Consider the following 19635-nt stretch of genomic DNA (forward strand, 5'->3'; position numbering starts at 1 on the left):
CTGCTCGAGGCGTTCCCACAGGCCCGGTTCGTCAACGTCATCCGTGACGGCCGAGCGGTCGCCAACTCGTGGCTGCAGATGGGCTGGTGGGACGGCTATGAGGGGCCGGACAACTGGTACCTCGGTCCCCTCCCCCCACGAGAACGAGAGCTGTGGGAGGCGTCAGGACGTGACTTCGTCGTGCTTGCGGCGCTCGGCTGGCACCTCCTGATGCAGAGCTTCGAGGAAGCGCGTGCCGGTGTCTCGGCCGACCAGTGGCTGGACCTGCGCTACGAGGACCTCGTCGCCGCACCGCGCGAGTCCGCCGGGCGGCTCCTGGAGTTCGTCGGTCTGGACTGGTCCGCCGACTACGAGGCCGGCTTTGCGCGACACACCTTTCAGGCCAGTCGTGGCGCGGCGTGGCGCCGTGACCTCGGCGCGGAGCAAGTCCGCAAGGTCGAGCAAGCCGTGGGCCCCACTCTGGCGCGCTACGGCTACCAACTCACTGAGGGTCGTCCCGACCCTGCCCCGTCCATGAGCGACGGCTTGCCGCCGCTCGTCCCAGTCGGCGAACTCGCCACTCACAGCTAGGGAGCAACGATGACCCAGTCCACTGCTATCCCCACACCCTCCGGCGCAGCCACCGAAACCGGCACGGACCTGTGCACTTTGTACCTCGTCCGCCACGGCACCACCACGATGAACGTCGAGAACCGCTACCGCGGCAGGCGCGACATCCCACTCGACGCACAGGGCTACCAGGACGCCGTCGACGCCGCCCGCCAGCTCTCCGGCGCGGGACTGGGCGCGGTCTATGCCGGAGGCCTGCGCCGGACCATCGCCACCGCCCAGATCATCGCGGACGAAGCACGGGTCCCCGACATCCGGATCCTTCCCGGCCTCATCAACGTCGACTACGGCAGCTGGGAGGGGATGACGGCGCAGGAGGCGGAGATGTTCGCGCCGGCAGCGTTCAAGCTCTACAAGACCGATCCCTCGCTCGCCGTGTGCCCGAACGGGGAGCGGCTTCGCGACGCCCAGGAGCGGATGCTCGAGGCGTTGCGCCTCATGGGCTCCCGCCACGTCGGGGAGAAGGTCGCCGCAGTCACCCACGCGGTCATGATCCGCCTCGTCGTCGCCTCCATCGAGAACATCAGCGGCGAGCAGTGGCGCATTCCGGTCGGTCGCGGGTCGCTGACCACCATGACGATCGACCAGCAGGGAGTCATCGAGGTCCGGCAGCGCCCCGCCGGGAGTGACGTCGACTGAGCCGTGTTGGCGCTCCCCAGCAATTCTCCAGCGATTTGACAGGCGGCGCGGAGCAAACTCTCGGTTTCCCCGCGAGAGACGTCACAAACACATTACGCTCCGGACAGCTCCCCCCCTCTATTCGTGAGAGATGGGTGGTTGACGTGGAGAGCATGCGGTTACCGATGAGAGCGCTCATCGGGGCGAGTGGCCTCGCGATGGTGGCCGGTTTCACGGGAGCCGCCCTTCCGGCGCAAGCTGCGAACGATCCGGTGATCGCCGCTGCCGGCGACATCGCCTGTCCACCGGGGATGTCGCAGACCAAGACTCGTTGTCACCAGATGGAGACTGCCCAGCTGATCGCCAACGGCAACTATGCCGCAGTGCTCCCCGTCGGGGACGAGCAGTACAACTGCGGCCAGCTGAGCGCGTTCAACTCCTTGTACGCCCCCAGTTGGGGGCGCTTCAACTCGATCGCCCACCCGGTGCCGGGCGACGACGAGTACGGGGGCGGAGGTTGCTCGGTGCCGGGCGCTGGCGGCTACTTCTCCTACTTCGGAGACCGCGCCACCCCGCAGCAACCCGGGTGCCGGCAGAGCTGCAAGGGCTACTACAGCTACGACATCGGCGCATGGCACGTGGTTGCGCTCAACTCAGAGTGTCGCGAAGCCGGTGTCGGAGGGTGTGCCGCCACGGATCCCATGGCGACCTGGCTGAAGCAGGACCTCGCGGCGCACCCGAACACCTGCACACTGGCCTACTGGCACCGACCCTACTGGGCGAACGGCAAGACGGTCAGCAGGCTCAAGCCGGTCACCCAGATCCTCTACGCCGGCGGAGTGGACGTGGTCCTCGCCGGACACAACCACATCTACACGCGCTTCGCGCCACAGACCCCGGACGGCAAGGCCGACCCGAACGGCCTGCGCCAGTTCACCATCGGGACCGGGGGCCGTGGACACAGCTCGCTGGCGGCCAAGGCCCTCCCGAACACCCAGGTGCGGGACCGCAGCACGTTCGGCATCCTCTCGCTGACACTGCACCCGACGAGCTACGACTTCGCGTTCGTACCCGACCGGACCTCCGGCACCTTCACCGACTCCGGGACCGGTCAGTGCCACGGAGGCGGTGCGGCGTCCTCCGCCGGTAGCACCAGCACCACCAGGGCGCTGTGGCACCTGGACGAGGCGCCCGGGTCGACCACGATGATCGACGCCTCGGGTCACGGCAACAACGGCACCATCAGCAACGTGGCACTCGGGGCGGCAGGCTACCTGGGTCGGAGCTACAGCTTCGGCGGCAACCACTCGATCGTGCGGGTTCCTGACAACCCCAGCCTCGACCCCGGCACGGCTGGTGTCACCCTGTCGGCATACCTGCGGGTGCCGAGCACCTTGGGAGTGGGCGACTACAACGTCCTGCAGAAGGGGACCGCCACGGCGACCGGCGGCGCCTACAAGATGGAGGTGACCGGCCGGGCCGGCAAGAGCTTCGGGATCCCGGTGTGCGCCTTCAATGGCGCCAACGGAGGGAAGGTCCGCGTCCTCGGCCCGCGTGCCATCAATGACGGGAAGTGGCACAAGGTCGTGTGCTCACTGACCACCGGCAGCAACGGCCGCGGCGTCGTCACCGTCGACGGCGTGGCTGGACCCTCGCTGCCGCGCACCGTGGACAGCATCAGCAACAGCAGCCCGGTCACCGTGGGCGCCAAGACGAACAACACCCAGAACTACGTCGGCGATATGGACGAGGTCTCGATCGCCATCCAGTGACAGCTCGCCACCGCACGAGGGAGGGGCCCCGCTCTCGGGCGGGGCCCCTCTCCTGTGTTGGCGCGGGTACGGCGAGCGCGCGGTGACCTGATGATCAGGACGCGGCGCCGATCATCCCGGCGGCAACGGTGCGGTGGGTGGCCTCGTCGATCAGGATGAAGCCGCCCGTGGTGCGGTTGCGGGCGTACTCGTCGCACATCAACGGCACGGTGGTGCGGAACCGGACGCGTCCGATGTCGTTGAGCTCGAGCTGCGACGCCGTCTCGTCCCGGTGCAGCGTGTTGACGTCGAGCCGGTACTGCAGCTCCTTCACGATGGTGCGGGCACTGCGGGTGGTGTGCTTGATGCCGTACTTGGCGCCCACTCGCAGGGCCGCTCCGGCATCCATCCAGCAGACCATCGCGTCGATGTCCTGGGCGACCTCTGGAGCGTTGTGCACGCGGCAGATCATGTCGCCACGTGACACGTCCAGCTGGTCCTCGAGTCGCACCGTGACCGACATCGGCGGGTAGGCCTCGGCCACCTCACCGTCTCCGCTCTCGATGGCCGCGATCCGCGTACAGAATCCCGACGGCAACACCATGACCTCGTCGCCGGTGCGGAGCACTCCCCCGGCCACCTGGCCGGCATACCCGCGGTAGTCGTGCCAGTCGTCGGACTGGGGGCGGATGACGCACTGGACCGGGAGCCTCACGTCCCGAAGGTTGCGATCGCTCACCACCAGCACGTTCTCGAGGTGGTGCAACAGGGTCTGGCCCTCGTACCACGGCATGTTCTCCGAGCGCTCCACCACGTTGTCGCCGTGGAGCGCGGAGACCGGGATGACCGTCAGGTCCGGGACGCGAAGCTTGCTCGCGAAGCTGAGGAACTCGTCCCGGATGCCGAGGAAGACCTCCTTCGAGTAGTCCACCAAGTCCATCTTGTTGACGCACAGGACCATGTGGGGGACCTGGAGCAGGCTCGCCAGGAACGCGTGCCTCCTGCTCTGCTCCACCACGCCGTGGCGAGCGTCCACGATGACGACGGTCAGGTCAGCCGTGGACGAGCCGGTCACCATGTTGCGGGTGTACTGCACGTGCCCCGGGGTGTCGGCGATGACGAACTTGCGGCGGGGAGTGGCGAAGTAGCGGTAGGCGACGTCGATGGTGATCCCCTGCTCACGCTCGGCGCGCAAGCCGTCCGTGAGCAAGGCCAGGTTCACGTGGTCCTCCCCGCGGTCGCGGCTGACCCGCTCCACGGAGTCGATCTGGTCGTCGAAGGTCGCCTTGGTGTCGAACAAGAGCCGCCCGATCAGGGTGCTCTTGCCGTCGTCGACCGACCCAGCCGTCGAGATGCGCAGAATGTCCATGTCTAGAAGTAGCCCTCCCGCTTCCGGTCCTCCATGGCGGAGTCACTGAACCGGTCGTCCCCCCGGGTGGCTCCTCGTTCCGTGACGCGTGCGGCGGACACCTCGGCGATGATGCGCTCGATGGTGTCCGCGTCCGACTCCACTGCCGCCGTCAGGCTGGCGTCCCCGACGGTGCGGTACCGCACCCGTCGCACCTCCACGCGCTCCTCCGCGCGCGGCTGGCACACCTCGTGAACGCCGAAGAGCATGCCGTCCCGTTGGAACACCGGGCGCTCGTGCGCATAGTAGATGGACGGCAGCGTGATCCGTTCCTGGCCGATGTAGTGCCAGATGTCGAGCTCGGTCCAGTTCGACAGTGGGAAGACACGGATGCTTTCCCCTGGGTGGATTCGCCCGTTGTAGAGGCTCCAGAGCTCGGGGCGCTGGTTCTTGGGGTCCCACTGACCGAACTCGTCGCGGAAGGAGTAGATCCGCTCCTTGGCCCGCGCCTTGTCCTCATCCCGGCGGGCACCGCCGAACACCGCCGTGAACTGGTACTTCTCCAACGCGGCCAGCAGGACCGGGATCTGGCTCCGGTTCCGGGTGCCATCCGGCAACTGGTGCACGCTCCCGTTGTCGATGGCCTCCTGCACGCTGGCGACGATCAGCTGCAGGCCAAGCTCCGCGGCGCGCGCGTCCCGCACCGCGAGGACCTCCTCGAAGTTGTGGCCCGTATCCACGTGCAGCACCGGAAACGGAATGCGCCCGGGGCGGAACGCCTTCTCCGCCAGTCGCAGCATCACCAACGAGTCCTTGCCGCCGGAGAAGAGCAGCACCGGCCGTTCCAGCTCCGCCACCACCTCCCGGAAGATGAAGATCGCTTCGGCTTCCAGTGCCTGCAGCTGCGTGAGTCGGTAGTTCGTCGCGCCCGTGGCCGGAATCACGTCTGGTTCGACGTCGATCGACATGCTTGCCCTCCCATTCCCCAGGTGGTCCCGAATCCCCTTGCTGGCATTCTGTCCGGGACCGCCGAACCATGTGCTGGATCGGTGAAAACGCAGCGTCGCGTCAGCCCACCGGCACACGAAGCTCCGCGGGCAGCGCGGAGCGGTAGCCGAGGTCCTCCACGTCGTAACCGAAGGCGGCGACGTCGTCCGCGAACCGTCGAACGATGCGCCGACGCTGAGCGGCGGCCGGCCCCCAACCGCGGGCCATCTCCTGCCACATGCGCTCGTAAGGTCCGCTGTGGTCACCGCGCAGGCCCTCACCCGGGATCGGCTCGTCGAGACCGAGCCGCTCCTGGATCCTTCCCAGCTCCCGCCCCGGACAGTCCACCAGGTCCTCGTAGCGCACGACGACCAGGTTCCTCAGGTGCGAGGCGTCCTCCAGCAGGATCCGGTGGGCATGCACCCAGTGCTCCACCAGTTGCGTCAGCGTGCTGTAGCGCCGGATGTTCCGGGAGGCGAGGCGTCGCCACTTCTTGTTGCACAACGCCACCACGACCGGGTGACGCACCACGACGACGAGAACCGCGTCGGGGAACAGCTCCTGGAGGAACCGGCCCATGATGAGGTTCGGCGGGCTCTTCTCCACCAGGATGGGCTTGCTCAGGTCCCAGTACGGCGCCCAGGCCGACACCAGCCGTTGGGCATTCTCCGCCGAGACCAAGGGTGAGGACTCGGTGAGGTGCGCTGCCGGCGCGAAGGCGAAGTGGCCGGATCCGGCGTAGACCTTGGCCTTCGGATAGACCGGCTGCAGGTGTTGCCCCTCGTCGTGCGGGACCCCGGTGTCTCGCAGCCCGCTGATCAGGGGGTGCTTCGCGAGGGCCGCCGCCAACGGTGTCGTACCACTGCGATGTAGCCCCCCGACGAAGACGAGGCGGTGCTCGGCGTCCATGACGTCCAAGCCAAGCACAACCACCCTGCCCATACGGGCGCTTTCAGCGGATCGGCAAGACCGTACGGGGATTTCGGCAAAACTGCTCCGGAGCCGACATCCCACCGGTAAGAATGACTCGTGCGGCTGACCTGGCCTCGGCTGCAGGTGTCGAGGTGAGCTGCCAGATCGCCATAGGTGGGGAAACAATGAGCATCAGACGCGTGGGGGTTGACTTGCTCGCTCCGTTGCTCCCGTGGAGCGATGGAGCGGGCCGCATGACGCCCAGCTTCCTGGTGGTGGGGACGAAGCGGGGTGGCTCCACGTCCGCCTACCACTGGATCACCCGGCACCCGGCCATCGCGCCGTGCCGGGCGCTGAAGGGGACGCATTACTTCGACGTGAACTACCGCCGCGGCGCGGGCTGGTTCCGCTCGAAGTTCGAGCCGGTGTCGGCCGGGTTCCAGATCACTGGTGAGGCCAGCCCCTACTACATGTTCCACCCACTCGCACCGAGTCGCATCGCGCAGGCGCTGCCCGACGTCAAGCTGATCGTCGTGCTCCGTGAGCCGGTGGCCCGACTGTGGTCACACCACCAGTACGAGATGGCGCGGGGCCACGAGCACCTGCCGTTGGCACAGGCCCTTGAGGCGGAGCCCAGCCGGCTGCGGGGTGAGGTCGAGCGGATGCTCGCCGACCCGGCATACGAGAGCTTTTCCCACCGGCACCACAGCTACCTTTCCCGCGGGCACTATGCCGAGCAGCTCGAGCGGCTGCTCGAGCTCTTCACGGTGCAGCGTGTCCTGGTCCTCCAGAGCGAACGACTGTTCGCCGCCCCCAACGCCGAGTTGGCGAAGGTCTGGGACTTCCTGGACGTGCCGCGGGTCGAGCTGACCGGTCTGGCCCCGATGAAGGCCGGACACTACTCCGCCATGCCTGAGGCGGAGGCCAGGGCCCTGCGTGAGCACTACGAGGTGCACAACCGGCGCCTCTACTCCTTGCCAGGCATCGACTTCACCTGGGGTGTCAGCGTATGACGTCCGTCAGCCTCCCCCCACGCGCCCGGTGGTTCGCGCCGGCGCGCGTGTTCACGTTCCTGGCCGCCATCGTGATGGCCATGGCGGCCGTCTTCAGTGGGATGTCCGCCGGTGGGGACGACAAGCGCATGGTGGTGCTGCCCATCACCATCGCCATCGGTGGCGTCCTGGCCGTGCTCGCCTGCACCCGGTTCTCCGTCTTCGTGCTGCTGGTTCTCGGGGTGCGGTCCAGCATCGACCTGTTCAAGCTCAGTGGCTCGTCGGCCGGCAACACCGCGACCAACACCGCTGCCGTGCGGGGGCTGGATCCCTCGAGCATGCTGGGGGCGCTCTTCCTGCTGGCCGCGGCGCTGTGGTTGATCGCGCAGTTCCACCAGAAGGGACGGCTGCAGGGCTCGCGTCTCCGGCTGGCGCTGGTGTCATTCGGCGTGGTGGGGCTCATCGGCGTCACCGGCTCTGCCGACCAGATGGTCAGTTTGCTCGAGTGGCTGCGGATCGCGTCGGTCGTGATGATGTACGTCGTCCTCGAGCAGCTGATCTCCAGCCGCACCATGCTCAACCGCGTGCTCGCGACGGCCTACGCCTCCATGCTCTTCCCCCTCGGCTACACGCTGTACACGATGGCCGTGGGCGATCCAGCCTCGGAGCTGAAGGGCTCCTTCACCCGGATCACGGGCCCCTTCAGCCAGGCGAACACCTTCTCCCGCTACCTGGCCTTCATGATCGTGTTCGGGATCGCGATCCTCCCCTACCTCGGCCGACGAGCGAAGATCGCCATGGCGGGACTGCTGTCCTTGTCCGCGGTGTTCCTCGTGCTGACCCTGACGCGGGGAGCGCTGATCGCGGCCGTGCTGGGCGTGATCGTCGTCGCCATCGTGCAACGACGGAAGGCGCTGCTCGTCGGCCTGTGCGCAGCGGTGCTCGCCGCGGCAGTGGCCCTTCCCGGCGTCAGCAGCAGGTTTGCGGAACTGGGCTCCTCCCGCGACATCGGCGGCACACCCACCGGCAACACGCTGCAGTGGCGCCTCGACTACTGGACCGAGGTCCTCCCGCTGGCGAACTCCAACCCCATCACCGGCATCGGCCTGAACATGACGCAGTACAACACCGATGCCGCCAAGCAACCACACAACGACTTCATCCGCGCCTACGTCGAGATGGGCGTCCTCGGCCTGATCACCTACGTCGCCTGGCTCGCCGGACTCGTTGGCAACGCCCGTCGAGCGCTCCGTGCTGCCCGGCCCCAGACGTTCGACCATGCCATCGCCGCAGGGGCGCTGGGCTGCGCCTGGTGCTTCATCGTGGGCAGTGCCGGCGCCAACGTCATGTCGAACGTGGTCAGTCTCTGGTATCTCATCACCTTCGCCGCGGCAGCGTCGTTCGTCGCTCGCAACGCCCAGACCACAGACACCCCACCATCGGCTCTCGACAGCCACCGCCCACCGGTCCACCACACGACGTCAGAGTAAGGAGAACGCGATGGAGATCATCGACTACCTCAGGGTGGCCCGGCGCAGGTTCTGGGTCCTCATCGGTGTGCCCCTGATCGCAGCGGGGGTGACGCTCTACCTCATCCTGTCCGCGCCGACGCAGTACACGGCCACGAGTACCGTCTCCGCGCCGGCGCTGGTGGGTGGCTCTGCCACGAACCAGTATTCGGGATCGCAGGCGGTCAACCAGTATGTCGCCCAGTTCCAGGCCACGGCCCAGTCACCCGGGGTGCGGGGGGCCACGAGTGACAGCACCGGTGTCAAGCGCGCCGACATCGCCGACGGACTGACCATCAGCCAGGTCGGCGCCAGCAGCGTCATGAACCTGACGTTCACGTCCACGGACCGGCACGCGCCGGCAGCCGTGCTCGGCGCGTTGACGGACAACACCCTCAAGACCCTCTTCGACACGCAGGTGTCGCTGGCCCAGGGCCGCGTCGACGCGGCGAAGTCGGCGCTCTCCTCCGCCAACTCGGCGATCGGGGACTGGCGCAAGAAGAACGGCATGGTCGATCCCGACCGTGTCTACCAGGGTCAGCTCGACAACCTGAACGCGCTCAAGCAGGTGCAGGCCCAGCGGCTGTCCAGCGGTGACTCCGCGGCTGCCGCCGCCCTCAGCGGGGCGATCGCCACCGCCAAGCAGCACCTGCCGGAACTGGCTCCGCTGGTCACCCAGTACGAGCAGTTGACGTCCGACCGGACCCTGGCGGCGACCTCACTCGGGCAGGCGGAGCAGCAGCTGATCGACGCCAAGGCACAGCTGGCAGCGGCAGACCCGGCCAAGGTCGTGACCCTCAGCTCAGTCACCAAGGTCGACCCGGTGTCGACCATGTGGTCCACGGTGCTGCCCGTGACCGGTGCCGCAGTGTTCGTCGCCATCGCGCTGGTGGCGATGCTGGAGATGCTCAGCCGCTCGCGCTCGGCAGCCCGTGCCTCACAGCCGGAGAAGAAGCCGTCCAGTGGTGGCCCTCGCCCGGCCGCCTCGTCCACGAACGGTTCGACGCCGGCGAACGGCTCCTCCGGGGCGAAGACGGCTCCGAGCGGCAGCCCGGTGACCACTCCAGCGAACCGGGCCACCCAGCCCGCGACCTCGAGCAGCACCACCGGTGCCAGCCGGCGGGACGCCACGGAACCGGTGGTGGCCCTGCCGCCGCGCAAGTAGTCGAGGCAGGACGATGCCCTCTGGTCCGCAGACGCACGGGGCCGACGAGGCCACGGTGGAGGGTGCCCGGCCCGGCCGACATGGCCGGGCCGGTGGCCGGACCTTGGCCACTCTTGCTCGCGGTGGCGCCTTCAACCTCGTCGGCGCCGTGTGCAACCAGGTCGCGCTCTTCGCCATCATGGCGGCGCTGGCACGCTTCCTGGGCAGCGACGACGTCGGCCGCTACGCCGAGTGCTACGCCCTTCTGTCCCTCGTTGGGCTGCTGTCCCTGGCCGGCTTCCGCGCTGGGCTCACCCGGTTCGTGGCCGTCCACCTCGCCGACCAGGACCCTGCTCGGTTGCGCGGGACGGTGCGTCTCGGACTGGGCATCACCGTTGCGGCGTCCGCCGTCCTGGGGCTGGGGATGGTGGTCTTCGCCGCCCCCATCGCGGGCCTGTTCGACGACCCGGCCCTGACCACTGGCATCCGCCTGACCGGGCTCACCCTCCCGGCCGCCACCTTCTCGGACGCGGCCCTGGCCGCCACGCAGGGGTGGCGCACCCAACGCCCCTTCACCCTGATCGGGCGCATCTACGAGCCGGTGGCCCGTCTGGGGCTGACGGTCGCCGCGCTCCTGCTCGGCTTCGGACTCACAGGCGCCTTCTGGGCGCTGCTCATCGGTGCCTGGACGGCGAGCGCACTGGCGGCCCGAGCCGTGTTCACCCGGGTGCGGCAGGCTCCCCCAAGTGGCCGTGCGGTCTACGAGCTGCGCCGCATCTTCAGCTTCTCGATGGTCAGCTGGGCCTCCGCTCTCGCCGCCACGGGACTGATCTGGGCCGACACACTCTTGCTGGGGCACCTCACCGACGCCGACGAAGTCGGCGTGTACAACGTCGCCACCCGCCTGGTCATGCTGGCCGTCTTCGTCATGGCGCCGATCAATGCGGCCTTCGCACCACACCTGGCCCACCTGCACCACATCGGGGCGAGCCGCGAGCTCGCGACCACCTATGGGGCGGCGACCAGCTGGATCGTGCGCCTGTCCATGCCGGCCTTCGTCGCCCTGATCGTCTTTCCGTCGGACATGCTCGAGTTCTTCGGGCACGACTTCCGCACCGGTGCCACCGTCACGGCGGTCCTCGCCTGTGGTCAGCTGGTCAGTGCCGTCGCCGGCCCCTGCGGGACCGTCCTCACCATGTCCGGCCGGGTGGGCCTCAACATGGTGGACAACGTCGGCGTGCTCGTCGTCAACGTCGGCCTCAACCTGTGGCTGATCCCGCACCACGGCGTGATGGGAGCTGCTGTGGCCTGGAGCTTCTCGCTCGCCCTGGCGAACATCGCCAAGTTCCTGCAGGTTCGCTACGTCGTCCAGGTGGTACCGGCGAGCGCCGGGGTGGTGAAGTCGCTGCTGGCGGGTGTCCCGGCCGCAGCCGCCGCCGTACTCATTCGTGGCCTGTTGCACACCTGGCTGGTCGAGCTGGTGGTGGGCGGTCTCGTCATCGTCGTCATCTACGTCGTGACGCTGCTGTTGCTCGGGCTGAGCCCGGAGGACCGGCTGATGCTGCGGACCATCATGCGTCGCAAGCCGCTCGCCACCACGTGACCGAGCGGACCGCCTCAGCCCGTGGTGCCCGTGACCTGCTGGACCGACCGGTCCGTGTGCACCAGCTCCGGCGTGCGTCCGACAGTGGTCGTCGTGCCCGGAACCGTGGTCTGACTCGACTGACCGGCGGGCAGCGTCGAGGCGCCCGACCCCACGTCCAGCCGAACGCCCGCCTGGCGCGACCAGACCAGCAAGGTCGACGCTCCGCTCCGGCTGAAGGCCACCCCCTGGAGTCCACCACCGGTCACCGGTTCCACGGTGGCCCCACGCGAGGCGGCGACCAGTTGGGCGAGGAGGGCACCGGCGGACCGCACGGTGCCGTCCGGCGCCAGCAGGCCGTACCGGATCTCAGCCCCACCGTGACGGTTGTTCTCGTTGCTCGCCAGCGGCAGCCAGATGACCTCTTTGACGCCACCGGCCAGCAGAAGGGCCACCGTGCGCGCCATCTCCTGGGCGCGGGCGGCGTCGCTGGCACTGGCGTCCTTCCAGAAGCTGCCGACCTCCCATGCCTCGATGGGGACGTTGGCGGGCGTCTCCGCCTTCAGGTAGTCGAGCAGCAGGGGAACCGCCGTGGACGGCTCGTAGAAGTGGACCTGTCGGACGTTGACGATCCCGCGCTCGGCGAGGGTCCGTGCAGCAGCGAGGTAGCTGAGGTTTCGGCGGCCCTGTGCCGAGTCCAGCACGGAGCGAAGCTGCGCCACCGAGGAGACGTGCGGGATCTGTTGGCCGCGGGTGCCGATGCGCCGTTCGAAGTAGGTGTTGAACGCAGCCACGGCCGCAGCGTCCCTCGAGGCACGCAGGAGCCGGTCTGCGATGCCGTAGCCGTAGCTGGTGCTGCTCATCCCCGCGTCGACCACCTGGTTCTGCGGATCGACGGCACGCAGGGTGTGCGCTGCCGTCTCCGTCAGTCGGATGTAGTCCTGTGGGGTGTCGTCCCAGAAGCTCTCCGAGTTGACCTCGTTCTCGATCGCGTAGGTGTGGACTCCCTGCGGCCCGTACCGCGTCGCGACCTGCCGCACGAACTGCGCGTACGCGCCCAGGTCAGTGGGCATCGCCGACTCGGTCTTGTTGCCCTTGCCACGCACCATCTTGGCCGCACCGCCCGTGGCCCAGCAGGCGCCGACTCGGATCTTGAGGACGAGGTTGATGCCCAGTCGCTCGGTCGTCTTGACCAGGCGGTCGGTCTTGCGCCAGTTGGGGTGCCCGGGTGTCTCTTCCACGTTGCACCACACGATCTCCTGGAACGTCGTGGTTCCCTTCAGCGAGGTGAGGTAGCCGGTGTAGCGGTCCTGGCGGGCCGTGGCCCACTTCACCCCCAGGGGGCTGGTTCCGTGCGAGGCACCGGAACTGGCCGACGGGGACGACGAGGTCGCCGAGCTGGAGGGTGACCCGCTGCTCGTGCCCCCACCGCCTCCGACGGTGCTCCCGCCCCCGCCACCACCGGAGGAACAACCGGCGAGCGTGAGACCGACGATGGTCGCCCCCACAGCGGCGCTCTGGCCATGCCGCGCCCTGCGTCCTCGCCTCATGCGTAGCCCAGCTCCTTCAAGGTCGACCTGCCGGCCGCGAGCACGAGAACGCGGGTCAGCGGGTCGAGCTCGTGCCGGTGCGAGCCCACCCGTGACCGGTAGACACTCGCGTCCTCGCCGCGGCCGCGCCGTTCCTTCGCCTGCCGGTGGTATCGGTCAGGGACATCATGGCGCTGCTTGTCGAAGTTGAGAACTGAGGGATCCCACTCCTCCCCCAGGAAGCCGAAGAGCCTCCGTAGCGCCGGCTCGGTGTCGCCCACGAGGTCCTCGTAACGGATCTCCAGGTAGCGGTCCGACGGGAGGTCGGCGGCGGCGGCCCGCGCTGTGGCGATGTAGCGCGGCCACTTCACCGTGGATTTCAGGCCGGACCAGTAGCCGAACCGCTTCCGGTGCGAGACGGCGACATCCCGTCCGTCCCGGATGACATGGACGAACTGTGCATCGGGAAAGACCCGGCAGAGAAAGTCGATGGACAGGGCATAGCGAGGACTCTTGTCGGCCCACCGGGTCTTGCCGTTGGCCCGCGCGTAGTCGCTCTGGATCCCCCCGAAGAACTGGGCGATGCGCACCAGCCACTCCTCCTGGCTGAAGCCATAGCGGGACAGCCGCGGCCAGTCTGCCCCGACGACACGCTCAAGGTCGGCGAGGAACCGGGTCTCGGGACCACAGCTGATGTTGCGGTGCGAGTCCAGCATCAGCCGCAGCATCGTCGTCCCCGACCGCTGGCAGCCCACCACGAAGATGGGACGTGGCATGTGCTCGCTCATGGGGTCTCCCTCGCTGGTCATGGTGTCGGGACCGATCCGGCGTGCTCGTCGAGCCGCTCGGCCAGCCCCCTGCAGAGGCCGCGCACCGCGGGGTCGATGTCCAGCTGCCGCCGTGGGTGGAAGGCTCGCGGCGTGATGTGGGCGGACAGCTCCTCCCGGTGGGGAAAGCCGATGAAGTCGCACAGCCGGCGCATGCTGCCCGCCGGGTGAGCGGTCAACCGTTCATAGGAGGACAACATCGTGTCCTGGCGCTCAGCGAGGCCCAGGTCGAAGAAGAGCTTGTTGCGGACGTACCAGAACAGGGCGGCAGCCGTCTCCGGCGTCATGGTCTGGTAGCGGAAGGAGCGGATCAGCTCGAGCGACTGCTCCGGCAGGCCACCAGCCTGCCAGTCGCCGGCAGCGCTCCCTTCGGCGATCCTCCGCAGGGCCTGCAGGTTGGAGTCACCGAACTTCGCGACCTCTGATCGCGCGCGGTCCTCGACGTCCCGGTAGGCCCAGATCGCGCGCCCCGGCGCCATCCCCGGAAGGTCCAGCAGCGCACCGACCCGGTGCGAGTCGCACAGCGGTTTGACCAGCACGAAGGCGTGCCGGCTGGCGGCGACAGTCTGCTGGAGGACCGCGTCGTCGCGCAGCCGGAACCGGTGGAAGACGGTGCGGTCGTTCTCCCCCCGCACCTCCACCTCCGGGGCCGCGTCCAGCCCGCGCAGCAGCATGTTGGTGCCTGAGCGCTGCAGCCCCACCACGTAGACCGGCACGGCGCTCCCCGGCGGGACACCGTGCCGCGCCCGCCACCGTGCCTTGCTCACACTCGTCCGGATCCGCTCGCGGGGGTCGAGGCGGTCTTCCTCGATGAGCCGGCCGACACCCTCCGAACGGGCCCACTGCACATGCTTGACGACCCGCCGGATCGTGTAGCTCAGCGCAGATGGCTGCCCTGGCGTCGGCGCGCGCCCTTCCGTCCCCGCGCTCACGGCCGCACCTCCCGCAGCATGCCGTGCGCGCGGAACACGTCGCGCGCCTGCTGGTGGCGGCCGGGCGAGCGGCCCGCAAGCTCAGTCAGCACGTCCGCGCAGCTGGCCGCCGACCGATCCATGAACGCCGGGGCGACGAACCGCGCATACTGCTCCTGCGTCAGCTGCAGGGACGGCAGGAGGATGGCCGTGTTGTCGATGAGCCGGGTGAAGGGACGGGGGTCGACGCGGTACATCGCCGGCTCGAGGAGGTCTCGGCCGCTCGCCAGCAGGACGGCGAGCCGGTGACCGCCGTCCCCGACGTGCAGGCGCGCCGGCAGCTCGACACCCGTGTCAGTGAGCGTGTCCACCTGGGTGACGCGCAGCGTCACCGGCTGCCGGGTGTCGAAACCGCGCTGACGGTATGACGTCCACAGCGCCATCGACCGACGCACCCGCTCCGCGAACTGGCTCGCGAGGAGGTCACCGTCGGTGAGCACCCACGGGCGGAACCGCGCCATCGCCACGTCGGTGAACCAGACGTGGTACGGATGGCTCGTGGCTTCCCGCGCGATGCCGTCGACGTCCCACCGCGAGGTCCCGTAACGGCTTTCGAGCAGGTCGAAGAACTGCGCGCGCACGACCACGTCGTAGCGCAGGGGGCTGATCAGGCGGCGGATGGAGACGTCGGACACGCCGTCCTGCTTCGGCCGCCAGGTGAGCGCTCGTCGCACCGTCCTGCGGGCGGTCGCCGTCGGAGATCGCTTCATCTCGGCCCACTCCTCATGACTCCCCCGTGAGCTGACACCACTTGAGAACTCCCGAGCTCGATCAGCAGTCAACCACGCCGTCACGGCCCATTTCCGGCGATTGACGATCTTCGCAGCGTACGGAGTGCGCCCCCTCCGTGGCAGGGAATTTGGCCGTTCCTGCACCGGGCCGGTCCTGCGAATGGTGGACTGGAGAAGGCATCCAGTGCCGTGGTGAGGGGGCGGTGCGCGTGCGCATCCTGCAGGTCAACAAGTTCTTGTACCGACGTGGGGGCGCCGAGTCCTACATGCTCGGGCTCGCCGAGCGGCAACGAGACCGTGGCGACACGGTGGAGTTCTTCGGCATGGACCACCCGGACAACGAGCCGGCGCAGTCCCTGCAGGGCACGTTTCCACCGCACGTCGAACTCGAGCCGGCACCCCGCGGTGCCCAGCGGCTGACGAGCGCGGCCCGGATGATCTGGTCCCTAGCCGGCCAACGGGGGATGGCTGCGGCTCTCCGGGAGCTGCGCCCCGACATGGTGCACTGCCACAACATCTACCACCAGCTGTCACCCTCGATCCTCCTCCCGGTCCACCGGGCGGGAATCCCTTGTGTGATGACGCTGCACGACTACAAGCTGGCCTGCCCCAACTACCAGTTGCTCGACCACGGCTCGATCTGCGAGGCCTGCGTCGGTGGCGGCACGTGGCACGCGACAGCGCGGCGCTGCAAGGACGGGTCGCTCACGGCAAGCGCCCTCCTCTCCCTCGAGTCCGGGGTGCACCGGCTGGCGCGCGCCTACGACAAGGTGGACCTGTTCATCAGTCCCAGCCACTTCCTCGCCGACGTGATGCGTCGGGCCGGCGTCGCCGACGACCGCCTCCGCGTGGTGCCGAACTACGCTGACCTGCAGCAGTTCCAGCCAGCACCGGTCGGCGGCACCGAGTTGCTCTTCGTGGGACGGTTGTCCCACGAGAAGGGCGTGGACGTCCTGGTCGACGCCGTCGGGATGATGCCTGAGGGGACGAGGCTGTCGATCGCGGGCGACGGACCGCAGCGTGCAGCGCTGGCGCAGCGTGCCGACCGAGTCGCCCCGGGCCGGGTGACCTTCCACGGCCGCGTCGACGGTGGCCGAGTGCGTGAGCTGCTGGCCTCCGCTGCCGTGTCGGTGGTTCCCTCTCGATGGCACGAGAACCAGCCGATGACGATCCTGGAGTCCTTCGCCATGTCCGTGCCGGTCGTCGTCACCAACCTTGGCGGTATGCCGGAACTGGTCCGGGATGGTGCCGAAGGACTGGTAGTGCCTCCCGACGACGCGACCGCGCTGGCGGGGGCACTGAGCAGACTCCTCGAGGACCCCGAGAAGCGCCGGCTCATGGGCGAACAGGCCCGAGCCCGCGTCGTCGCCGAGTTCGGAATCGACCGCCACCTGGCCCGGATCGACGAGGTGTATGCCGAGGCGACCGCTCGGGTCCGGGCGCGGCGGGCCGTCGGAGGACGACGGTGACGACCGGCAGGACTCGGGTCCCCGTCCTCTACTTCGCCGGCAGCGGGCGCAGCGGAACCACCATCATCAACAACATCCTCGGCCAGCTCGACGGCGTCTTTGCGGCCGGCGAACTGCGCTACCTCTGGCAGCGGGGACTGGTCGAGGACCACCGCTGCGGCTGTGGCCTGCCGTTCAGCGAGTGCCCCCTCTGGCAGTCGGTGATGGACCGGCTCGGCGCCGCCGCGGACCTCTCCGACGCTCACGGCATCGGACCGCGACTCCTCCGCCGCTTGCGCATCGCCCACGTGCCCGCCATGGTGGCCCGCCGGGCGGTCGGACGACCCGCGGTGCCCCCGCACCGGGACGACCGGATCATCGGCGACCTGTACCGCTGCGTCGCCGACGCGACCCAGGCAGACCTCGTCGTGGACTCCTCCAAGCTGCCCCCTTACGGCTTGTTGCTCACGCAACTGCCGGGGTTGGACGTCCGCATCCTGCACGTGGTGCGGGACTCGCGGGCGACGGCCTTTTCTTGGCGCCGGCACAAGGCCACCGGTGACGAGCGGGAGCACCACGGCGAGATGCCGCGTCAGCCGATCTGGAAGAGCTCCCTGCTCTGGCTGCTCTGGAACGCCCTCACACAGCTGCTCTGGCGGCGGCACCCGGACCGCTACCTGCGGATCACCTACGAGCAGTTCGCAGACGAGCCGTACCAGGTCATGTCGCGCATCGCAGCGTGGCTCGGGGTGGACCCCGGCGCCCTGCCGTTCGAGACGTCCGACTCCGTCCGCCTGGCGCCCACGCACTCCGTTGCGGGCAACCCGGACCGGCACAGTACCGGCACGAAGAAGATCCGGCAGGACGGCGAGTGGCGGATCGCCATGGCACCGCGCGACCGACGGGTCGTCACCGCACTCACCGCAGCCGGACTCCGGTGCTTCGGGTATCCCCTCGGCACCGGAGCCCGTCGAGCACAACCGTCCGATCAGTAGGCGCCCGACCCGGCGAACACCGCCCGCCCGGTGCGCCACAGGATCTGCAGGTCCAGCATCGGCGACCAGTTGTCGACATACCACAGGTCGAGCCGCAAGGACTGCTCCCAGGACAGGTCACTACGACCGCTGACCTGCCACAGTCCCGTCATGCCGGGCTGGACCCGCAGGCGCCGGAAGGCGTCCTGCTCGTAGAGAGTCACCTCTCGCGGCAGCGGGGGCCTCGGGCCGACCAGGGACATGTCGCCCCGGATGACGTTGATCAGCTGGGGCAGCTCGTCCAGCGAGTAGCGCCGGAGGAAGGCCCCGAACCTGGTGATGCGCGGGTCGTCCGCCCGCTTGAAGAGGACCTGGTTGGTGGCATGGCCGCCCTCGGCGACCTCGGCCAGCTTGGCCTCCGCGTCGACGACCATGGTCCGGAACTTGATCATCTCGAAGTAGCGACCGCGCGTGCCGACACGGACCTGCTTGAAGAACACCGGCCCCGGGGAGGTGAGCCGCACCCCCAGCGCGAGTCCGCACAGGACGGGGAGGGCGACCAGGGCGAGAACAATGGCAAGACTCTTGTCGAGCACGTGCTTCAGGGCGATCTTGGCCCCCATCGTGGTGGGCCGGTCGACGTGCAGCAGCAGTGCACTCGCCTCGCTGCGGATGGACAGGCGCGGTGCGGCGACTTCAAAGATGCCGGGGGAGATGAGCAGGTCGACGCCCCGCTCCTCCAGCTCCCACGCCAGCTGCCGCAGCGCGTAGCCGGACAGGTCGGGGTCGTTCGCCACGGCCACGACGTCGATGCCACTGCTGTCGACGAGCTCGAGGATGCGCGTGGGGCTCCCGTGCACGGGGACGTCGCGCACCTCTTCAGGCAGCTCGTCACTCCCCACGCTGGCCGACGTGCACATGGCGACGACCTCCAGCGCGTGGCCAGGAGAGCTGCGCAACTCGCGAATCAGCTGCATCGCGGTGTTGGGGTGCCCGACCACGATCGTCCGCTGTTGGCAGCGCCCCGAGTTGCGCTGTCGGAAGAGCCAGCGACGCATCTGGCGTCGCATGAGCAGGCTGAGGACGAAGATGCACGGGATCAGAACGAGCACGTAGACGCGGGCGACGTTCTGCTTGAACGCGAACGACGCGAACCCGACCGCCGTCAACAGGACCAGTGCGCTGCGGAACAGGGCGCGATACTCCTCCACGCCGACTCCGAGGTAGCGTGCCTCGTAGCCGTGCGTCAGGTAGACCACCGGCAGCCAGCTCAAGGCGATCAGCAGGCTGATGACGACGTAGTGCGCCGAGGGGGCAACACCGAACCGGGCCAGCACGGCGATGGCGACGGCGAGAAGTGCCGAGGCGAGGTCGAGCAGCACGACACGGTGCCGGTAGCAGGTGAGCCAGTTGGTCCCGTCGCCGAGCGACAGCGTCCACCTCTCGCCGCGCCGTATCCGGTCAGGTGCCACCGCGGACCGCTGGGGGAACGCCGCGGACAGGACGCTCGTGGCGTCGTCGATCCCGGATGCGGCGCCGCCCGCCTTGGCCTCGAGATCGGAGTACTTCTTCACAGTGCTGCTCCCCCGATGCGGATAGGGACCCGAATTGGACGGTAGACCCGTGTTCAGAACACTCGCAGCCGATTCACGAAATCACCACGGGGTGGTCAAGAAATGGTCACAACGTCCACCTCTGAGCAGG

The 19635-nt window shown here is 68.7% G+C and carries 17 protein-coding genes; 9 read left to right on the forward strand and 8 right to left on the reverse strand.

Annotation, left to right across the window (positions count from 1 at the left end):
• From VFL99_RS10360 to VFL99_RS10370, 3 genes are all read left to right on the forward strand, one after another.
• Positions 1–570: sulfotransferase family protein (locus VFL99_RS10360; RefSeq protein WP_325106274.1), on the forward strand; the 570-nt coding region annotated here is incomplete at its 5' end.
• A 9-nt stretch (positions 571–579) separates the two neighbouring features.
• Positions 580–1248, forward strand: a complete 669-nt coding sequence (locus VFL99_RS10365; RefSeq protein ID WP_325106275.1) for a histidine phosphatase family protein — start codon at positions 580–582, stop codon at positions 1246–1248.
• 164 nt (positions 1249–1412) lie between these two features.
• Complete coding sequence (locus tag VFL99_RS10370) at positions 1413–2999, forward strand: LamG-like jellyroll fold domain-containing protein (RefSeq protein WP_325106276.1); 1587 nt, start codon at positions 1413–1415, stop codon at positions 2997–2999.
• A 94-nt stretch (positions 3000–3093) separates the two neighbouring features.
• On the opposite strand, the gene VFL99_RS10375 is transcribed toward VFL99_RS10370, so the two are convergent.
• The 3 genes from VFL99_RS10375 to VFL99_RS10385 all read right to left on the reverse strand — a co-directional run bounded on the left by VFL99_RS10375 (position 3094) and on the right by VFL99_RS10385 (position 6222).
• Positions 3094–4347, reverse strand: a complete 1254-nt coding sequence (locus tag VFL99_RS10375) for a sulfate adenylyltransferase subunit 1 (RefSeq protein ID WP_325106277.1) — start codon at positions 4345–4347, stop codon at positions 3094–3096.
• A 2-nt stretch (positions 4348–4349) separates the two neighbouring features.
• Entirely contained in the window at positions 4350–5294 is a 945-nt protein-coding gene (gene cysD, locus VFL99_RS10380; protein ID WP_325106278.1) for a sulfate adenylyltransferase subunit CysD, read from the reverse strand.
• A gap of 100 nt (positions 5295–5394) precedes the next feature.
• Entirely contained in the window at positions 5395–6222 is an 828-nt protein-coding gene (locus VFL99_RS10385; protein WP_325106279.1) for a sulfotransferase, read from the reverse strand.
• Between the two features lie 257 nt (positions 6223–6479).
• Here VFL99_RS10385 and VFL99_RS10390 point away from each other — a divergent pair, with 257 nt between their 5' ends.
• From VFL99_RS10390 to VFL99_RS10405, 4 genes are read left to right on the forward strand one after another with little or no spacing between them, the layout of a single operon-like run.
• The gene (locus VFL99_RS10390) at positions 6480–7238 is read left to right on the forward strand and encodes a sulfotransferase domain-containing protein (protein WP_325106280.1); all 759 of its coding nucleotides are present in this window, start codon (positions 6480–6482) and stop codon (positions 7236–7238) included.
• A complete protein-coding gene (locus tag VFL99_RS10395) occupies positions 7235–8707 on the forward strand; it encodes an O-antigen ligase family protein (protein ID WP_325106281.1) in 1473 nt (490 codons plus the stop codon). The genes VFL99_RS10390 and VFL99_RS10395 overlap by 4 nt, the downstream gene beginning before the upstream one ends.
• A 10-nt stretch (positions 8708–8717) precedes the next feature.
• Positions 8718–9890 carry a Wzz/FepE/Etk N-terminal domain-containing protein gene (locus VFL99_RS10400; RefSeq protein WP_325106282.1) on the forward strand — a complete coding sequence of 391 codons (1173 nt, stop codon included), beginning with the start codon at positions 8718–8720 and terminating at the stop codon, positions 9888–9890.
• Positions 9891–9903: 13 nt separating this feature from the next.
• Entirely contained in the window at positions 9904–11472 is a 1569-nt protein-coding gene (locus tag VFL99_RS10405) for a flippase (RefSeq protein ID WP_325106283.1), read from the forward strand.
• Between the two features lie 14 nt (positions 11473–11486).
• Here the strand turns inward: VFL99_RS10405 and VFL99_RS10410 are convergent, their stop codons facing one another.
• From VFL99_RS10410 to VFL99_RS10425, 4 genes are all read right to left on the reverse strand, one after another.
• Positions 11487–12785, reverse strand: coding sequence for a hypothetical protein (locus VFL99_RS10410; protein ID WP_325106284.1), 1299 nt, complete (start codon positions 12783–12785; stop codon positions 11487–11489).
• Positions 12786–12997: 212 nt separating this feature from the next.
• Positions 12998–13768 (reverse strand): sulfotransferase family protein, encoded by a 771-nt coding sequence (locus VFL99_RS10415; RefSeq protein WP_325106285.1) that lies wholly within the window; start codon positions 13766–13768, stop codon positions 12998–13000.
• 17 nt (positions 13769–13785) lie between these two features.
• The gene (locus VFL99_RS10420; RefSeq protein WP_325106286.1) at positions 13786–14739 is read right to left on the reverse strand and encodes a sulfotransferase domain-containing protein; all 954 of its coding nucleotides are present in this window, start codon (positions 14737–14739) and stop codon (positions 13786–13788) included.
• On the reverse strand, positions 14736–15488 hold the full coding sequence (locus VFL99_RS10425; RefSeq protein ID WP_325106287.1) for a hypothetical protein: 753 nt from the start codon (positions 15486–15488) through the stop codon (positions 14736–14738). Before VFL99_RS10425 ends, VFL99_RS10420 begins: the two co-directional genes overlap by 4 nt.
• A gap of 224 nt (positions 15489–15712) precedes the next feature.
• Between VFL99_RS10425 and VFL99_RS10430 the strand changes: the two genes are divergently transcribed.
• Together VFL99_RS10430 and VFL99_RS10435 are read left to right on the forward strand one after the other, a co-directional pair.
• Complete coding sequence (locus VFL99_RS10430; RefSeq protein ID WP_325106288.1) at positions 15713–16978, forward strand: glycosyltransferase family 4 protein; 1266 nt, start codon at positions 15713–15715, stop codon at positions 16976–16978.
• A complete protein-coding gene (locus VFL99_RS10435) occupies positions 16975–17952 on the forward strand; it encodes a sulfotransferase (protein WP_325106289.1) in 978 nt (325 codons plus the stop codon). Before VFL99_RS10430 ends, VFL99_RS10435 begins: the two co-directional genes overlap by 4 nt.
• On the opposite strand, the gene VFL99_RS10440 is transcribed toward VFL99_RS10435, so the two are convergent.
• Positions 17946–19505, reverse strand: coding sequence for a sugar transferase (locus VFL99_RS10440; protein WP_325106290.1), 1560 nt, complete (start codon positions 19503–19505; stop codon positions 17946–17948). The two genes, VFL99_RS10435 and VFL99_RS10440, sit on opposite strands and share 7 nt — an antisense overlap.
• Between the last annotated feature and the right edge of the window lie 130 nt (positions 19506–19635).

It is taken from the genome of Segeticoccus sp. (genome assembly GCF_035708005.1).

Coding starts and splice junctions, on each gene's coding strand:
- VFL99_RS10385 (WP_325106279.1), bottom strand. CDS start 6,222: ATGGACGCCGAGCACCGCCTCGTCTTCGTCGGGGGGCTACATCGCAGT.
- VFL99_RS10375 (WP_325106277.1), bottom strand. CDS start 4,347: ATGGACATTCTGCGCATCTCGACGGCTGGGTCGGTCGACGACGGCAAG.
- VFL99_RS10405 (WP_325106283.1), top strand. CDS start 9,904: ATGCCCTCTGGTCCGCAGACGCACGGGGCCGACGAGGCCACGGTGGAG.
- VFL99_RS10415 (WP_325106285.1), bottom strand. CDS start 13,768: ATGAGCGAGCACATGCCACGTCCCATCTTCGTGGTGGGCTGCCAGCGG.
- VFL99_RS10365 (WP_325106275.1), top strand. CDS start 580: ATGACCCAGTCCACTGCTATCCCCACACCCTCCGGCGCAGCCACCGAA.
- VFL99_RS10370 (WP_325106276.1), top strand. CDS start 1,413: ATGAGAGCGCTCATCGGGGCGAGTGGCCTCGCGATGGTGGCCGGTTTC.
- VFL99_RS10395 (WP_325106281.1), top strand. CDS start 7,235: ATGACGTCCGTCAGCCTCCCCCCACGCGCCCGGTGGTTCGCGCCGGCG.
- VFL99_RS10400 (WP_325106282.1), top strand. CDS start 8,718: ATGGAGATCATCGACTACCTCAGGGTGGCCCGGCGCAGGTTCTGGGTC.
- cysD (WP_325106278.1), bottom strand. CDS start 5,294: ATGTCGATCGACGTCGAACCAGACGTGATTCCGGCCACGGGCGCGACG.
- VFL99_RS10390 (WP_325106280.1), top strand. CDS start 6,480: ATGACGCCCAGCTTCCTGGTGGTGGGGACGAAGCGGGGTGGCTCCACG.
- VFL99_RS10425 (WP_325106287.1), bottom strand. CDS start 15,488: ATGAAGCGATCTCCGACGGCGACCGCCCGCAGGACGGTGCGACGAGCG.